The 15,368-nt window shown below is 66.2% G+C and carries 15 protein-coding genes; 9 read left to right on the top strand and 6 right to left on the bottom strand.

Annotation, left to right across the window (positions count from 1 at the left end):
* Positions 1 to 52 precede the first annotated feature (52 nt).
* From KRR38_RS04695 to KRR38_RS04675, 5 genes are all read left to right on the top strand, one after another.
* On the top strand, positions 53 to 877 hold the full coding sequence (locus KRR38_RS04695) for a hypothetical protein (protein ID WP_217399091.1): 825 nt from the start codon (positions 53 to 55) through the stop codon (positions 875 to 877).
* Between the two features lie 67 nt (positions 878 to 944).
* The gene (rnc, locus tag KRR38_RS04690; RefSeq protein ID WP_217399090.1) at positions 945 to 1,613 is read left to right on the top strand and encodes a ribonuclease III; all 669 of its coding nucleotides are present in this window, start codon (positions 945 to 947) and stop codon (positions 1,611 to 1,613) included.
* The gene (era, locus tag KRR38_RS04685; protein WP_217399088.1) at positions 1,610 to 2,530 is read left to right on the top strand and encodes a GTPase Era; all 921 of its coding nucleotides are present in this window, start codon (positions 1,610 to 1,612) and stop codon (positions 2,528 to 2,530) included. Before rnc ends, era begins: the two co-directional genes overlap by 4 nt.
* Positions 2,531 to 2,534: 4 nt before the next feature.
* Positions 2,535 to 3,206 (top strand): spermidine synthase, encoded by a 672-nt coding sequence (locus KRR38_RS04680; RefSeq protein ID WP_217399086.1) that lies wholly within the window; start codon positions 2,535 to 2,537, stop codon positions 3,204 to 3,206.
* A gap of 21 nt (positions 3,207 to 3,227) precedes the next feature.
* Positions 3,228 to 3,629: a nuclear transport factor 2 family protein gene (locus KRR38_RS04675; RefSeq protein WP_217399084.1), complete on the top strand. Its 402-nt coding sequence runs from the start codon at positions 3,228 to 3,230 to the stop codon at positions 3,627 to 3,629.
* Positions 3,630 to 3,632: 3 nt separating this feature from the next.
* Here KRR38_RS04675 and KRR38_RS04670 read toward each other — a convergent pair whose 3' ends face one another.
* Positions 3,633 to 5,102: a hypothetical protein gene (locus KRR38_RS04670; RefSeq protein WP_217399082.1), complete on the bottom strand. Its 1,470-nt coding sequence runs from the start codon at positions 5,100 to 5,102 to the stop codon at positions 3,633 to 3,635.
* Between the two features lie 257 nt (positions 5,103 to 5,359).
* Complete coding sequence (topA, locus tag KRR38_RS04665; RefSeq protein ID WP_217399080.1) at positions 5,360 to 7,936, bottom strand: type I DNA topoisomerase; 2,577 nt, start codon at positions 7,934 to 7,936, stop codon at positions 5,360 to 5,362.
* Positions 7,937 to 8,057: 121 nt separating this feature from the next.
* Between topA and KRR38_RS04660 the strand changes: the two genes are divergently transcribed.
* On the top strand, positions 8,058 to 8,600 hold the full coding sequence (locus tag KRR38_RS04660) for a hypothetical protein (RefSeq protein WP_217399078.1): 543 nt from the start codon (positions 8,058 to 8,060) through the stop codon (positions 8,598 to 8,600).
* 131 nt (positions 8,601 to 8,731) lie between these two features.
* Here KRR38_RS04660 and KRR38_RS04655 read toward each other — a convergent pair whose 3' ends face one another.
* From KRR38_RS04655 to plsY, 3 genes are read right to left on the bottom strand one after another with little or no spacing between them, the layout of a single operon-like run.
* Entirely contained in the window at positions 8,732 to 9,253 is a 522-nt protein-coding gene (locus tag KRR38_RS04655; RefSeq protein WP_217399075.1) for a hypothetical protein, read from the bottom strand.
* Positions 9,254 to 9,264: 11 nt separating this feature from the next.
* The gene (gene dprA, locus KRR38_RS04650) at positions 9,265 to 10,353 is read right to left on the bottom strand and encodes a DNA-processing protein DprA (protein ID WP_217399073.1); all 1,089 of its coding nucleotides are present in this window, start codon (positions 10,351 to 10,353) and stop codon (positions 9,265 to 9,267) included.
* Positions 10,350 to 10,937, bottom strand: a complete 588-nt coding sequence (gene plsY, locus KRR38_RS04645; RefSeq protein ID WP_217399071.1) for a glycerol-3-phosphate 1-O-acyltransferase PlsY — start codon at positions 10,935 to 10,937, stop codon at positions 10,350 to 10,352. The genes dprA and plsY overlap by 4 nt, the downstream gene beginning before the upstream one ends.
* 82 nt (positions 10,938 to 11,019) lie before the next feature.
* Here plsY and murI point away from each other — a divergent pair, with 82 nt between their 5' ends.
* Both murI and hemA read left to right on the top strand, forming a co-directional pair.
* Positions 11,020 to 11,817 (top strand): glutamate racemase, encoded by a 798-nt coding sequence (murI, locus tag KRR38_RS04640; RefSeq protein ID WP_217399069.1) that lies wholly within the window; start codon positions 11,020 to 11,022, stop codon positions 11,815 to 11,817.
* 140 nt (positions 11,818 to 11,957) lie between these two features.
* Entirely contained in the window at positions 11,958 to 13,178 is a 1,221-nt protein-coding gene (gene hemA, locus KRR38_RS04635; RefSeq protein ID WP_217399067.1) for a 5-aminolevulinate synthase, read from the top strand.
* Between the two features lie 20 nt (positions 13,179 to 13,198).
* Here hemA and KRR38_RS04630 read toward each other — a convergent pair whose 3' ends face one another.
* Positions 13,199 to 14,137, bottom strand: coding sequence for a homocysteine S-methyltransferase family protein (locus KRR38_RS04630; protein WP_217399065.1), 939 nt, complete (start codon positions 14,135 to 14,137; stop codon positions 13,199 to 13,201).
* Between the two features lie 335 nt (positions 14,138 to 14,472).
* Here KRR38_RS04630 and KRR38_RS04625 point away from each other — a divergent pair, with 335 nt between their 5' ends.
* Entirely contained in the window at positions 14,473 to 15,321 is an 849-nt protein-coding gene (locus tag KRR38_RS04625; RefSeq protein ID WP_217399063.1) for a hypothetical protein, read from the top strand.
* Positions 15,322 to 15,368 lie beyond the last annotated feature (47 nt).

Raw genomic sequence — 15,368 nt, 5'->3', positions numbered from 1 at the left:
ATCCGGACTAACCCCGATAGACCACTCGGGGTCCGTATGATGTCCTTCGGGCATGCAGATTCCGGCCCGCACCCTCTCCGCCCTGGCGATCGCCGTCGCCAGTCCGCTGGCTCCCGCGCATGCGCAGGCACTGCATGACCGGTTCTGGCTGGAAGCCTCGCTTTACCGCCCCCACATCGATTCCTCGGTCTCGGTGACGTCCAAGGCGAACCCCGCCATCGGCACCGAAATCGATATGGAGGAGGATCTCGGCCTCGACGCGCGCCAGGAACTGCCTGCCTTCCTCGCCGGCGCCCGGATCAGCCGGAAATTCGCAGTCGTAGCGGAGTATTTCTCGATCGGCCGCAATGGCGACAGGACGACCGCGCGTCCGATCACCTTCGACGGTATCCAATATCCGGCCAATGTGGCGATTGCTTCCAGCTTCGATACCGACATCTATCGGCTCACGCTCAACTACTCGATCGTCCGCAAGGACACGGTCGAGGCCGGTATCGCGCTGGGCCTGCACGCCACCAAGTTCAAGGTTGCCCTCGAAGGGGCCGGCGGCATCGGCAGCCAGGCGGTGCAGACCAACCGCGGCGGCGAAGACTTCCTGGCCCCGCTTCCCACGATCGGCCTTTTCGCAAATTACGAGATCATCCCGCGCCTCACGATCGGCGGCCGGGTGGACTACCTGTCGCTCAAGGTTTCGGACTACGACGGGCGCCTCATCAACGCGCAAGCCAAGCTCAGCTACCGGATCCTCGACAACGTCGGCATCGGCGCCGGTTTCCGCTACGTCGATTACCGCGTCGACGTGGATAAGGACCGCTACACGGGCCGCTTCCAATACAAGTTCAGCGGGCCGGCGATCATCCTGGAAGCGGGATTCTAGGACCGGAACCTAGCTGGACGGCGGATTGCCTATTGCCTCGCGCCCGCGCCCACCCCAAAGCGGCCCGATGTTGACAGAGGACACCCGCGCCTTTCTCGCCCGCCTCGCCGGGCGGGAACCCCAGGACGAATCGCTCTGGCTCGAAGCGCTGACCCATGGCAGCACCGGTCAGCCGCGCAATTACGAACGGCTGGAATTCCTCGGCGACCGCGTGCTCGGCCTCGCCGTGGCCGAATGGCTGCACGAGCTCGGCACCGGGGACGAGGGCAAGCTGTCGCAGCGGCTCAACGCGCTGGTCAGCCGCACGACCTGCGCCGCGGTCGCCAGGGCGATCGACCTCGGCCCGCACATGCTGCTCGGCAAGCAAGCGCGCGAAGACGGCGGACAGGACAGCGACAACATCCTCGGCGACGTTATGGAGGCGCTGCTCGGCGCCAGTTTCGTCGAGCAGGGGTTCGATGCGACGCGCGACATCGTTCGTCGGCTGTGGTCGGATGCGGTCACCGGCCAGACCGGCAAGAGCAAGCATCCCAAGTCGGCATTGCAGGAATGGGCCGCGGGCAATCGCCGCAAGATGCCCGAATACAGTCTGGTCGAGCGCTCAGGCCCAGACCACGCCGCGCGCTTCACCGTCGCGGTTTCCATCAACGGCGTCGGCCAGGCGGAAGCCACCGGCAGCAGCAAGCAGGAGGCGGAAACGCTGGCGGCTGAAGAATTCCTCAGGAGGTTCGGGTGACGGATAAATGCGGTCTCGTGGCCGTCCTCGGCGCGCCCAATGCGGGCAAGTCGACGCTGGTCAATTCGCTGGTCGGCCAGAAGGTTGCGATCGTCTCGGCCAAGGCCCAGACCACGCGCGCACGGCTGATGGGCATCGCCCTGGCCGAGTCTGGGGACGAGCGCACCCAGATCATCCTCGCCGACACGCCGGGCATCTTCGCGCCCAAGCGCCGGCTCGACCGGGCCATGGTCGCCGCCGCCTGGGACGGCGCGCAGGAGGCCGATGCGATCGTGCTGGTGGTCGACGCGCGCAAGAAGCGGCGTGATTATCTCGAGCCCATCCTGGAATCGCTCAAGGGCCGCAGCGAGCGCAAGATACTGGTGCTCAACAAGGTCGACGAGACCGCCAAGGAACCGCTGCTTGTGGCGGCGCAGGAACTGGTGGGTGCCGATAATCTTGAGGGAGGGCAATTCGACGAGGTGTTCTTCGTCTCGGCGCTGACCGGCGACGGCGTGCCGGAGCTCAAGGCTCGGCTGGCCGAGCTGATGCCCGAAGGCCCCTGGCACTATCCCGAGGACCAGGTGTCCGACGCCAGCGAACGCCTGCTCGCCGCCGAGATCACCCGCGAGCAGCTCTACCGCCAGCTCCACGACGAGCTGCCCTACGACAGCGCCGTGCGGCACGAGAGCTACACCCAGCGCAAGGACGGCTCGGTCGAGATCCACCAGCAGATCGTCATCGCGCGCGACAGCCAGAAGGGCATCGTCCTCGGCAAGGGCGGCGCCAAGCTCAAGTCGATCGGCGAGGCCGCGCGCAAGGAACTGGCCGAGTTGCTCGGCGTGAAGGTCCACCTGTTCCTCCACGTCAAGGTCGAGGAAGACTGGGCCGACAGCCGCGACCTGTTCGAGGAAATCGGGCTGGAGTGGGTGAAGTGAAGCTATGATCCCGCGCGAGCTTCTCGGCACTGCGCAAGTGCCCGGCGGCGCTGAGTTGCGCCTGTTCCGCCACGACCGCGACTTCATGATCGTGCTCGGTGGCAACGAGCTGATGAGCACGCGCATGAACGGCTCGGAAACTGCGCTCGCCGAGCAGACCTGCGCCCGCCTCGAAGGCCTCGAACGCCCGCGCCTGCTGATCGGCGGCTATGGCATGGGATTCACCCTGCGCGCGGCACTGGCGGCGCTCGGTGCCGACGCGGAGATCGTCGTCATGGAACTGGTGCCGCAAGTCATCGAGTGGGCACGCGGGCCGATGCATGAACTCGCCGCCGGTTGCCTCGACGATCCGCGCGTTGAACTCAGCCTCGGCGACGTCGCCGACGAGATCCGCGATAGCCCCGGCGGCTACGACGCGATCCTGCTCGATGTCGACAACGGTCCCGAAGGTTTGACAGCGGAGGCCAATCACCAGCTCTACACCAAGCAGGGTCTGCGGCTGGCGAAAGCCGCGCTGCGGCCTGGCGGCGTGCTGGCCATATGGTCCGCCTTCCGCGATGCCGCCTTCAGGGCGCGGCTCGAGAGGGCCGGTTTCGCGGTGGACGAAGTGATCGTCCGTGCCCGCACCAACGGCAAAGGCCCCAAGCACGTGATCTGGTTCGCGCAGGCCAGCTAGAGCCGGCCGCGAGGAACCCGAATGGCGGAGGAAAAACGCGTGGATTCTCCCGATCTTGCAATCCGCAAGCGCCGCGCCACGTTCAACCGCGCCTTGGCCGATGCCGACCTGACCGCGATCGGTCCGCTGCTGGCGCCGAACGCGGTCTTGGTGGCTGGAACCGACAGCGCCGTTATATCGGGCCGCAAGCAGCAGCTCCTCGCCTGGAAGCATGAATTCGCCGCACCGGATCGGACGATCTACACGCGCCTGCCCGACAGGATCGAGGCTTCACCCATCGTGCCGATCGCGTTCGAGCATGGCCACTGGCAGGGCGTCAGCCTGAGCGGCCAGCCGCTGGCATCGGGCAGCTATACGGCGAAATGGCGCAGGATCGGCACGGACTGGCTGATCGAGGCGGAGCTTTATTTGACGCTGGCCTGAGGCTCAGTGGTCGGCGCCGTGGGCGCTTTCTTCGCCGCCTTCGGCTTCGTGCTCCGCTCCCTCGGCAGGCTGATCGACAGCCTCGGCCTCGTGCTCCGCGCCCTCTTCCGGTACCGCTTCCACCACGGGAGCCGGCGGCGCGCCGGCATTGCAGGTCGGCACCTCGCTATAGCCTTCCGGGCTGTAGTTGTAGGACAGATAGGATCCGTTGAGATACTTCTCGGTCATGCAGACCGTCGCGTTCTCGTGCTGGAGATCGTAGACCAACTTGAAGCTCTTGTCCGAGCAGGTCGCGAAGTTGCACGAATTGATCGTCAGGCGGTTCTCGCCGATCACGACGAGATCGGCCGCCTTGCTGAGCCGCGAGAGCTTGACCAATTCGTCGTAGAGCTGCTCGCCGTTGTCGAGCTGCAGGATGGCATCCTTGATCGCCGGATTGCGCAGCATGTCGCGGCCGCCCTCGCCCAGCGCCCGGACCTTGTCGCGATAACGGGTCAGATCCATCTTCGAATAGTCGACTGGGACCAGTGGGACGGCCGGAGCCTGGCCCTCGTGCCCGGCGGCGGCGTGGCCGCCCGCAGGCGTCTTATGCGAGGCCGTGAGGATATAGGTGGTCTGGACGATCGTCGTCAGCCCCAGAAGCACCGCGGTGCCGACCAGCCCCACATGGGCCTTGCGCGAGATCTGGCGCGTTCCCTTGAGCGAAGGTACGAGGCCGCCCAGCTTGCCCAGCTTCGCGCCGATGCCGGGCTTCTTCGGGGCTTCGGCGATCGCCTCTTCGACCGGCGCTGCCACCGGTGGCGGAGCCTGGCTCGCCATCTCGTCGAGCATCGCGCTGAGATCGTCGGTCTCGTCCTTGGGCGGAGCGGCACGCTTGGGCGATGATTTCGCCTTGGTCGGTTCGGCGGCGGGAGACACCGTCGGCGCCACTTCGCCAAGAATGTCATCGAGGCTCGCTTCGGCTTTTGCCGGACCGGCGATATCGCTTAGGATGTCGTCGAAGTCGTCCACGGGCTGGGCCTTGGCCGGACCCGCGATCTCGCCGAGGATGTCGTTGAAATCGTCGGCAGGCTCGGTTTTCGCCGGGCCGGCGATCTCGCCGAGAATGTCATCGAGATCGTCGACCGGCTCTGCCTTCGCCGGCCCCGCGATCTCTCCCAGGATGTCGTCGAAGTCATCAGGCGCTTCGGCCTTGGCGGGCTCCTCGATGTCGCCGAGCATGTCTTCGAGCGCGTCGGCAGGCGCAGCTTTCGCCGGCTCGGTTATCTCGCCAAGCAGGTCGTCGAGATCGTCGACGGGTGCCACCTTGGGCGGCTCCGAAATCTCTCCGAGAAGATCGTCTAAGTCGTCGATCGGCTCGGGCTTCGGCGGCGCCAGGATTTCGCCGAGGAGATCGTCGAACTCCTCGTCGAGGCCGTCGAGAACGGGCACCACAGTCGGCCCGGGGGTGGGCGCCGCTTCGAGCCGGTCCACGGCGCCATCCTTCGCAGCCTTGCGAGAGGAGGGCACTTTGATGGGCTTCATCTCGGACAAGGCGGGCGCTCTTCGTTCGCGGGGATGCGAGGTTTGACGGGAAAGTCGATCGCGCTCTCCCTGCGCCAACTATAGTAAATATTGCGTGTCGATTTTCGCCCAACGACCGCCCACGTAGAACTACGCGGAAGACTTTAGGCCTTCGTCCAGCCGCCCGCGAAGCCCTCGAAAGGACCGGTGCGGGCGGCTGCGAGGTGTTATTCGGCCGCCTTTTTCGCCGGCGCCTTCTTCGCAGCGGGCTTCTTCGCTGCGGCTTTCTTGGCAGGTGCCTTCTTGGCCGGAGCCTTCTTACGCCCGCCCTTTTTCGCAGGCCCCTTGGCCGCCTTCTCGTCGATCAGCGTCATCGCCTCATCGGCGGTCAACGCCTCGGGCTGCTTGTCGCGCGGCAGGGTGGCATTGGTCGTGCCATCGGTGACGTAAGGCCCGTAGCGGCCGGCCATGAGCTTGACCTCGCCGCCCGAAGTCGGGTGCGGACCGAAGGTCTTGAGCGGCTCGGCCGCGGCGCGCGCGCCGCGCCCGCCGCCGTTCGCGGCATCGGCCAGCTTGGCCACCGCGGCGTTCATGCCCGTCTCGAAGACTTCGACCGTGGCGCGCAGCTTGGCGTACTTGCCATCATGCGCGAGATAGGGGCCATAGCGGCCGATGGACGCGGTGATCGGCTTGCCGCTTTCCGGATGAACGCCAACCTCGCGCGGCAGGTCGAGCAGCTTCACCGCCCAGTCGAGCGTCAGCTCGCCGCCGGGCAGGTCCTTGGGGATCGACGAGCGCTTGGCCTCCTTGCCCTCGCCCGCCTGGATATAGGGACCGAAGCGGCCGGCCTTGCGGGTGATCTCCTCGCCGGTCTCGGGATGCTTGCCGAGCACGCCGTCACCTTCGGCATCCTCGCCGTTGCCGCCCGGCTGGGCAAACTTGCGGGTGAACTTGCACTCGGGATAGTTCGAGCAGGCGATGAAAGCGCCGTAGCGGCCGCCGCGCAGCGACAGGCGGCCTTCCTGGCACTTGGGGCAGAGCCGCGGGTCGGAACCGTCGTCACGCGGCGGGAACAGGTAGTCGGACAGGAACTCGTCGAGCGCCTCGGTGACCTCGCTTGGCTTGCGCTCCATGACCTCGTCGGACTTAGGCTTGAAGTCCTTCCAGAACTTGGCGAGCAGATCCTTCCACTCGGCACGGCCACCCGAAACCTCGTCGAGCTCGTCCTCCATGCCGGCGGTGAATTCGTACGCCACATAACGCGGGAAGAAGCGTTCGAGAAATGCCGTCAGAAGTCGGCCCGATTCCTCTGCGAAGAAACGATTCTTCTCGGTCCGCACATAGGCCCGGTCCTTGAGCACCTGTAGCGTCGAGGCATAGGTCGAAGGCCGGCCGATGCCCAGCTCCTCGAGCCGCTTGACGAGGCTCGCTTCCGAATAACGCGGCGGCGGCTGGGTGAAATGCTGCGCAGCATCGACACCCTTTTTCGCCGGCATGTCGCCCTTGTTCATCGCCGGCAGCAGGCCGCTGTCGTCGTCCTCGCCCTCGGGCTTCTGGTCGCGACCTTCCTCATAGACCGCAAGGAAGCCCGGGAACTTTACGACCTGGCCGGTGGCGCGCAGCTCGTGCTGGCCGGTGACGTCGCGCAGGGTGACGGTGGTGCGCTCCAGGTTGGCCGAGGCCATCTGGCTCGCGAGAGCCCGCTTCCACACCAGTTCGTAGAGCCGCGCTTCGTCGCCGCTACCGTAGCGGTCCTTGGTGAAGTCGGTCGGCCGAATCGCCTCGTGGGCTTCCTGGGCGTTCTTGGCCTTGGTCTCGTAGTGCCGCGGCTTCTCCGGAACGTAGTGGCCGGAATAGCGATCGGTGATCGCCGCCCGCGCCGCCGAGATCGCCGAGGGGTCCATCTGCACGCCATCGGTACGCATGTAGGTGATCGCGCCCGCCTCGTAGAGCGTCTGCGCCACGCGCATCGTGTGGCTGGCCGAGAAGCCGAGCTTGCGCGCAGCTTCCTGCTGCAGAGTCGAGGTGGTGAACGGCGGCTGCGGATTGCGCTTCTGCGGGCGGGTGTCGACTTCCTCGACGCGGAAGGCGCCGCCTTCGACCGCCGCCTTGGCCCGCATGGCGATGCCCTGGTCGCCGAGGCTCAGCCGCTCGAGCTTCTCGCCCTCGAACTTGACCAGGCGCGCGGCGAACTCGGTGCCGCCCTGCTCCATCTGGGCGACGACCGACCAGTATTCTTGCGGCTTGAACGCCTCGATCTCGCGGTCGCGCTCGACGATCAGGCGAAGCGCCACCGACTGCACGCGGCCCGCACTCTTGGCGCCGGGCAGCTTGCGCCAGAGCACCGGCGAGAGGGTGAAGCCGAACAGATAGTCGAGCGCACGGCGGGCGAGGTAGGCATCGATCAGATCCTGATCGAGCTCGCGCGGCTGGGTCATCGCCTTGGTCACCGTGTCCTTGGTGATGGCGTTGAAAGTTACGCGCTGGACGTCCTTGGGCAGGGCCTTCTTCTTGGCCAGCAGCTCGCGGACATGCCAGGAAATGGCTTCGCCCTCGCGATCAGGGTCGGTCGCGAGAATCAGGCGGTCGGCGGTCTTCGCCAGATCGGTGATCGCCTTCACCTGCTTCGCCTTGTCGCCGTAGAGTTCCCAATCCATGGCGAACTCTTCGTCGGGGCGCACCGAACCGTCCTTGGCCGGCAGGTCGCGGACATGGCCGTAGGATGCCAGGACCTTGTAATCCTTGCCGAGGTACTTCTCGATTGTCTTCGCCTTGGCGGGTGATTCAACGATGACTAACTGCATTTCGGCTCTACTTGCCCCCACTCACACGTGTACGCATACGTACACGCGTAAAGTGGTAATCCTTTCCGGTCTGCGTCAAGCGGCGCGTTGCGATCGGCAGTGGGCGAACAGGAGGGCGGAAATGCGGCATGTTCTGGCGATCTGTGCGGTTCTGGCGCTGGCATCGGCCTGTCCGGCCATTGCGGCGGAAGCCGAACGGCTCGTATCGCCGCCGCTGTCGAACTTCGTGCCCGGCTATTCGGCTGCAAACGACGCGCAATCGATTCGCGAGGAAGTGCCGCGCGGCGAAACGGTCGAGCGCTGGACCCGGATGGTGACGACGCAGCGCTTCACCGGCCTCGCCGCCCGCTCGACTCCGGCCGCCTACGCCCAGACGATCGCCGAACAAACGCCACGGGCCTGCCCCGGCGCGAAGGTGTCGCCCGTTGCCAGTCTGACGGTCTCGAGCCGCGCGGCCGCCCGCCTCCAGGTCGATTGCCCACGCAGTGAAGGCGGGGTGCCCGAGAGCTTTCTGCTGCTCGCGATCGCCGGGCAAAGCGACATGCACGTCCGCCAGGTGGCCTTCCGCGGCGCGAAGTCAGCAGCGGATCTCGCCTGGGCGGAGCGCTATCTCGGCGCGACGGTACTCTGCCGGCCGCGCGACATGCAGGTGAGCTGCCGCTGAGGGCTAGGCGAAGACTTCGCTGAACCTGCCGCTGTATGGGACGACGAGGCGATAGACCGCCACGCCCAGTACCCATCCTGCGACTGTCATCGAAGCGGCCAGCAGATTGACATAGAACGTCCCCGCGAGGCTCAAGCTCTCGTCGGTGAGGCCGGTAAAAGGAACAGAACGGCAAAGCCGCCCCCGATCAAGGCACAGCCGAGAAGCATCACGAGCATGAGCGGTATCCGCGACGCCGCAGTGGCACGCCAGCTCGCGGCAAGCGCCTCGGTGCCGCTCTTGTCCTCGATCACGATGAAAGGCGTCGTGACAGACCAGGCCGCCAGCAGGAACAGTCCCGGCACGATCAGCAGGATGAAACCTACCAGAGTGGCCAGGCCACCGAGCAGTCCGGCGATGAACATCGCACCATAACGATGCTTGCGCGGTTCGCTGGGAACCCGATCGGCCAACATCCGCTCGACGATCTGGTACTGAACGAAGATCGTCACGACCAGGTTGATCGCATTCGATGCGTTGCTGCTCAGCATGTCGAGCAGGCTGAAGCCCGCCACGATCGCGAGCATAGTCACCGCAAGCAGAGGAAAATTCGCTCTGCCGACTTCGACCATCTCATTTATTATTTCGCCGAAGCCAACCTTGACCGTTTCCATTGTCGCCCCCTTCAGCCATTCACGCTTACCCGCCCACCGGCATGCCGCATCAGCCTGCCTGCGATTTCCAGCTCGAGCAACGCGAGTTGCACGGAGGCCGCGCTTGTCCCGCTCTGGCGGATCAACTCGTCGACTGCGACAGGCGCGGTGGTGAGCAGGCTGGCGATGTCTGCGGGCTCATCGCCCAGATCGTCGTTCGCCGTATAGGCCGGGGGCGCTTCGCGAAAAGTCGAGCGCGGTATGCCGTCGAAGCCGGACAGGAGCTCGATCACGTCCTCCGGGCTCTGCACCAGCACGCCGCCGTCGCGGATCAGCTGGTTGCAGCCGTGCGAGCGACTGTCGAGCGGCGAGCCGGGGATGGCCATGACCTCTCGGCCGAACTCGGCGGCGAGACGCGCGGTGATCAGCGAGCCCGACTTGGGCGCCGCCTCGACCACCAGCGTGCCGGCAGCAAGTCCGGCTATGATGCGGTTGCGCGAGGGGAAATGCCGCGCCAGCGGCTCGGTGCCGGGTGGCTGCTCGGCGATCAGCAGACCCTGCTCGGCGATCTGTTCCTGCAGGTCGGCGTGCTCGGGCGGATAGGCAATGTCGATACCGCTAGCGATGACGCCGATCGTGCCTCCGTTCAGAGCGCCCCGATGCGCGGCGCCGTCGATCCCGCGGGCAAGGCCGGAGGCGACGATGAAGCCCGCATCGGCCAGCGCTGCGGCGAAATCGCGCGACAGCTTGACCGCCCCCGCAGAGGCATTGCGCGCACCGACGACCGCGACGCAGGGCCGCGCCGCCAGCGCCGCATCGCCGCGAACGGTCAGGATCGGCGGGGCGCTGTCGATCTGCGCCAGCAGCGGCGGATAGTCGGGGAAATCGTGGAACAGGTAGCGCCCGCCCGCCCGCTTTATCGCGGCAATCTCGTCGGCGATGCGGCTCTCGGGCGCGGCGCGATAGGGTGCTCCGCCACGCGCAGCGAGGTCCGGCAAGGCCTCCAGCGCCGTCCGGGCATTGCCGAAGCGGCGCAGCAGCTGGCGGTAGGAAATGGGGCCGATATTGGGAGAGCGCAGCAGGCGGATGCGCGCGAAGGCTTCGGCCTGCTCAAGGCTCACGGCTTCTTGCCGCCGCCTATCTTGGGCTCGGTACCGGCGCGAAGCCGGGCGATGTTCGCACGGTGGAGCCAGATCACCAGGACTGCGAGCGCCACCAGCACGGGCACGAAATCGACATGGCCGGTCGCCAGGGCAGCGATCGGCGCGACGACGGCCGCGCTCATCCCGCCGAGCGACGAGGTGCGGGTCAGAGCCAGCATGCCAAGCCAGGTCACCGCATAGGCCAGCCCGATCGGCCAGGCGAGACCCAGCGAAACGCCCATCAACGTCGCCACGCCTTTGCCGCCCTTGAACTTGAGCCACACAGGGAAACAATGGCCAACCACCGCGCCAAGCGCGGCGAAAGCCGCCGCCTCGGGCCAGAAGCGCCAGGCCAGCAGCACCGCCGCCGCACCCTTGCCCAGGTCGAGCAGCAGCGTCGCCGCAGCGAGGCCCTTGCGGCCGGTGCGCAGCACGTTGGTCGCGCCGATGTTGCCCGAACCGATCGCGCGCAGATCGCCCGCGCCGGTCAGGCGTGTCAGGATCAGCCCGAAGGGGATCGAACCAAGGGCATAGCCGGCGACAAGGGCGTAAATCCACTCCACGCGCCGTCCATAAACGGCTGTCCCGAACTTGTCGAAGCCCCGCCCTTCTTTTTTGCGCCGCTATGGATATGAAGGGCGCTTCATGACGGAACCATCGGCGCCCATCCTGCTGTTTGACTCCGGCGTCGGCGGCCTGTCGGTGCTCGCCGAGCTGCGCAAGGTCCTTCCCCAGGCGCCGGTGATCTACGCCGCCGACAACGCCGGCCTGCCCTATGGCAGCAAGACCGAGGCGCAGATCGCCGCGCGGGTCGCCGGGCTGCTCGGGCGGATGACCGAGCGTTATCGCCCTCGCCTCGCCTGCATCGCCTGCAACACCGCCTCGACCATCGCGCTCGGCATGGTCCGCGAAGTGCTGGAGCTGCCGATCGTCGGCACGGTCCCGGCGATCAAACCCGCTGCCGCACTCACCCGCAGCGGCACGATCGGCCTGCTCGGCACCGAGGCGACGATCCGCCAGGGCTATGTCGACCGGCTCGAGGCCGAATTTGCGGTCGGCAAGCGGCTGCTGCGCTACGGGGCGCCCGAACTGGTAGCGGCGGCCGAGGCGCGGCTGCGCGGCGAGCCGGTCGATCCCGCTGTTTTTTCGCGCGCCGCTGCCGGACTGCGCGACCAGCCGGACGGTCAAGCGATCGATACGATCGTGCTTGCCTGCACCCATTTCCCTCTGGTCGAGGCCGAACTCGGCGAGGCCTTCGGACCCGAGGTGCGCTTCATCCACGGCGCCGAAGGCATCGCGCGACGCATCGTCCATCTGACCGAGGGCCAGCCCTTCGCGCGAACCGAGCCCGACTTCGCACTGTTCACCCGCGATGGCGCGGATGTCGCCGCCCTCGCGCCGACACTCGCGCGTTTCGGATTGGAACGCATAGAAATTCTGTGAGGCACTCTAGATCAAAGTCTGTCGCCGACCGCGCAAAGTCGCTGGCAAACCGCCTTGCCTTCGGCTAAGGCGCTCACCAAATGCCTGGGCCGAGTGGTGACAACAGGCAGACTTCTTATCGCAGGACGGGCACACTTTCCGTGAATTACGACAAGATTTTCGACGAAGCGATCGATCGGCTGCATGCCGAGGGGCGTTACCGGGTATTCATCGACATCCTGCGCAACAAGGGCGCGTTTCCGAACGCGCGCTGCTTCGCCGGTCATAACGGCCCGAAGCCGATCACGGTCTGGTGTTCGAACGACTATCTCGCCATGGGCCAGCACCCCAAGGTCATCGCAGCGATGGAAGAGGCGCTGCACAACGTCGGCGCCGGCTCGGGCGGCACGCGCAACATCGGCGGCAACACGCATTACCACGTCGAGCTGGAGCACGAGCTTGCCGACCTCCACGGCAAGGACGGCGCGCTGCTGTTCACCTCGGGCTATGTCTCGAACGACGCGACGCTCTCGACGCTTGCCAAGATCCTGCCCGGCTGCGTGATCTTCTCGGACGAGCTCAACCACGCCAGCATGATCGCCGGCATCCGCAATTCGGGCTGCGAGAAGCAGGTCTGGCGGCACAACGATCTCGCGCACCTCGAGGAACTGCTCGAAGCCGCAGACCCCGAAGTGCCCAAGCTGATCGCCTTCGAAAGCGTTTATTCGATGGACGGCGACGTCGCCCCCATCCACGCGATCTGCGACCTGGCCGACAAGTACAACGCGCTGACCTACATCGACGAAGTCCACGCCGTGGGCATGTACGGCCCGCGCGGCGGCGGCATCACCGACCGTGACGAGGCCGCACACCGCATCACCATCATCGAGGGCACGCTGGGCAAGGCCTTCGGCGTGATGGGCGGCTACATCGCGGCCGACAGCCGGATCATCGACGTGATCCGTTCCTACGCGCCGGGCTTCATCTTCACCACCAGCCTGTCGCCGGTGCTGGTCGCGGGCGTGCTCGCCTCGGTCAAGCACCTCAAGGCCTCGAGCGCCGAGCGCGAGGGCCAGCAGGCCGCCGCCGCCATGCTCAAGCACCTGTTCGCCGAGGCCGGGCTGCCGGTCATGCCCTCGACCACGCATATCGTGCCGCTGATGGTCGGCGATCCGGTCAAGGCCAAGAAGATCAGCGACATCCTGCTCGCCGAATACGGCGTTTACGTCCAGCCGATCAACTTCCCAACCGTGCCGCGCGGTACCGAGCGCCTGCGCTTCACCCCCGGTCCCTCGCACAGCGAGGAGATGATGCGCGAACTCACGTCTGCGCTCGTCGAGATCTGGGAACGGCTCGAGATGAAGCAGGCCGAGGCGGCCTGATCGTCGCCCCGGCCAATCGGTCAGGCGTGATGCAAGTGCTGCGACACGCTTCCGACATGGCGATGATCGGTCCCGCAGCAGCCCCCGAGAACACGCAAGCCCGGTAACAGCTCGGCCAGTTCGGCGTGCTGCCTGCCGAATTCCTCCGGATCGCCGTCGTCGAGCACTTCCGCTTCGTCCAGTTCCGCGTGGCTCAGACGCGAGGCATTGGCTCTCAGCCCGCCGATCCGCGCCGTCCAGTCCCCGCCTTCTGCCAGCGTGTCACGGAAGTGATCCGGGTGAGCGCAGTTCACCATGTAGTAGGCCGGCGCGCCGTTCGTCGCCGCATCGACGGCATGGATCGCGTCGCCCAACAGATCGCCGCTCGGCAGCCTGCCGTCGGTCTCGACGGTGAACGAAATGACTACGGGCAAGCCGACCTCCCGGGCACCGCGGACCACGCCGATCGCTTCGCCGACGTTGGTCATCGTTATCGCAGAGATCATGTCCGCACCGGCTTCGGCAAGCGCGCGAATCTGTGGGATGTGCATGGCGAAAGCACTGTCGGCATCAGGCACTTCCTCGGGAGCATAGCCATCGCCCGCAGGACCGACCACGCCGTTGATCAGGATCGCCGGCACCCGCGCCTGCCAGGCGTCGCGAATATCTACGGCGAAGCGCACGGCCTCGGCGCTGAGGCGCAGCAGCTCATCCGCCGTCACGTCCAGCTTCGGCGCCCATTCGGTGCAGCCGCGCCATGTGACCGTATCGAGCACGAAGCCGGTCCCTGCGCTTTCGGCCATAGCCAGGAAACCGTCGAAGTAGGTGCGCAGGGCCTGCCGCGCCGGATCTTTGTCCATCAGCATGATCGCGGCGAACAGCGGCGCCTCGAAGCCTTGCTGGAAGAACAGCCAGGTCTCCAGGCCGCCGTCGGTCAGGAACGGCCGATCGGCCGCCTGCAACTGCTCAATCTGTGCCATCCCATATCCTTCTCGATCGCCCATCGATGGATGCAAGTTAGCAGCCGGGTCCGAAAACGAATATGATCGACTTGACGGATGACTTGATCGTTCGAACGGTTATCGCCTGCCCGGCCTCTGGCGCGGGCGGTGGCGGCGTGATACTGTTTTCCCATTGGGTGGCGAACGCTAGGCGTCCGACCTAGGCCGGCAAAACCGCCGGAAAGCAATAAAATGTGATCGCTGAACTGGTCCAAATTCTCTGAGGGAGAATGCGATGGCCTTGCCGATTCGTATCCTGTTGCAGACGACGATTCCCCCCGATCTCTGACGACTGGCACATCGGCCGGTTTTCGATGCTGCGGGACTATCTGGCAGGACTGGACGACGAGGACGGCACACCGCTCTGCGCCGTAACCGCCCGCGATCGCACGGCGCCCGGCGCGCCAGATCCGGTCCTCTCGACGATCGACCAATCGGACTTCGACCAGGTCTGGCTGTTCGCGGTCGATACCGGCGACGGGCTGGACCCGGAAGATTGCGCGGCGCTCAGCCGCTTTCGCCGGAACGGCGGCAGCCTGCTGGTGACTCGCGACCACATGGACCTCGGCATTTCGGTGTGCAATCTCGGCGGCGTCGGCGAAGCGCACTTCTTTCATAGCAAGCACGAAGAGGCCGACGAGACGCGCCGAGTAGTCGACGATCGCGAGACCGCCTACATCCTCTGGCCGAACTACCATTCGGGCGCGAACGGCGATTTCCAGGAGATCACCGTCGTCGGCCCGCCGCACCCTCTGCTCCGCGATGCCTCGGCAAGCGGCGGCCTGCTGCGCTATCTCGCATCACATCCGCACGAAGGCGCGGTCGATGCCCCGGCGGACGATCCTTCGGCCCGAGTGATCGCGACGGGCACCAGCAAGGTGACCGGGCGGAACTTCAACATCGCCGTCGCTTTCGAGCCGTCCGAGGACGGCGGCCCGGCGCTCGCGCAATCGACCTTCCACCATTTCGCCGACTACAACTGGGATCCCGCCGCGGGCTGCCCCAGCTTCGTCAGCGAAGCGCCGGGCGATGGCCTGGCCCGTTCGCCCGAGGCGCAACGCTCCATCCGGCATTACGTCCGGAACATCGCACTCTGGCTCGCCGGCCGATCGCCTGAAAAGGATTTGTTAGGCCGGCCCGTTGACGAACAAGTGAGGGCATAGATCGCGGATACCGGCCTCGATCTGTCCCGAAACGTGTGGCGCCGGTC

Source organism: Novosphingobium sp. G106, assembly GCF_019075875.1.
Classification (GTDB): Bacteria; Pseudomonadota; Alphaproteobacteria; order Sphingomonadales; family Sphingomonadaceae; genus Novosphingobium.
This window is presented reverse-complemented; position numbering and strand designations above follow the sequence as displayed.

What these genes read in the sequence shown, in the direction of transcription:
- KRR38_RS04695 (WP_217399091.1), top strand. Translation starts at nt 53, where the DNA reads ATGCAGATTCCGGCCCGCACCCTCTCCGCCCTGGCGATCGCCGTCGCC.
- rnc (WP_217399090.1), top strand. Translation starts at nt 945, where the DNA reads ATGTTGACAGAGGACACCCGCGCCTTTCTCGCCCGCCTCGCCGGGCGG.
- KRR38_RS04680 (WP_217399086.1), top strand. Translation starts at nt 2,535, where the DNA reads ATGATCCCGCGCGAGCTTCTCGGCACTGCGCAAGTGCCCGGCGGCGCT.
- KRR38_RS04675 (WP_217399084.1), top strand. Translation starts at nt 3,228, where the DNA reads ATGGCGGAGGAAAAACGCGTGGATTCTCCCGATCTTGCAATCCGCAAG.
- topA (WP_217399080.1), bottom strand. Translation starts at nt 7,936, where the DNA reads ATGCAGTTAGTCATCGTTGAATCACCCGCCAAGGCGAAGACAATCGAG.
- KRR38_RS04660 (WP_217399078.1), top strand. Translation starts at nt 8,058, where the DNA reads ATGCGGCATGTTCTGGCGATCTGTGCGGTTCTGGCGCTGGCATCGGCC.
- KRR38_RS04655 (WP_217399075.1), bottom strand. Translation starts at nt 9,253, where the DNA reads ATGGAAACGGTCAAGGTTGGCTTCGGCGAAATAATAAATGAGATGGTC.
- murI (WP_217399069.1), top strand. Translation starts at nt 11,020, where the DNA reads ATGACGGAACCATCGGCGCCCATCCTGCTGTTTGACTCCGGCGTCGGC.
- KRR38_RS04630 (WP_217399065.1), bottom strand. Translation starts at nt 14,137, where the DNA reads ATGGCACAGATTGAGCAGTTGCAGGCGGCCGATCGGCCGTTCCTGACC.
- KRR38_RS04625 (WP_217399063.1), top strand. Translation starts at nt 14,473, where the DNA reads ATGCTGCGGGACTATCTGGCAGGACTGGACGACGAGGACGGCACACCG.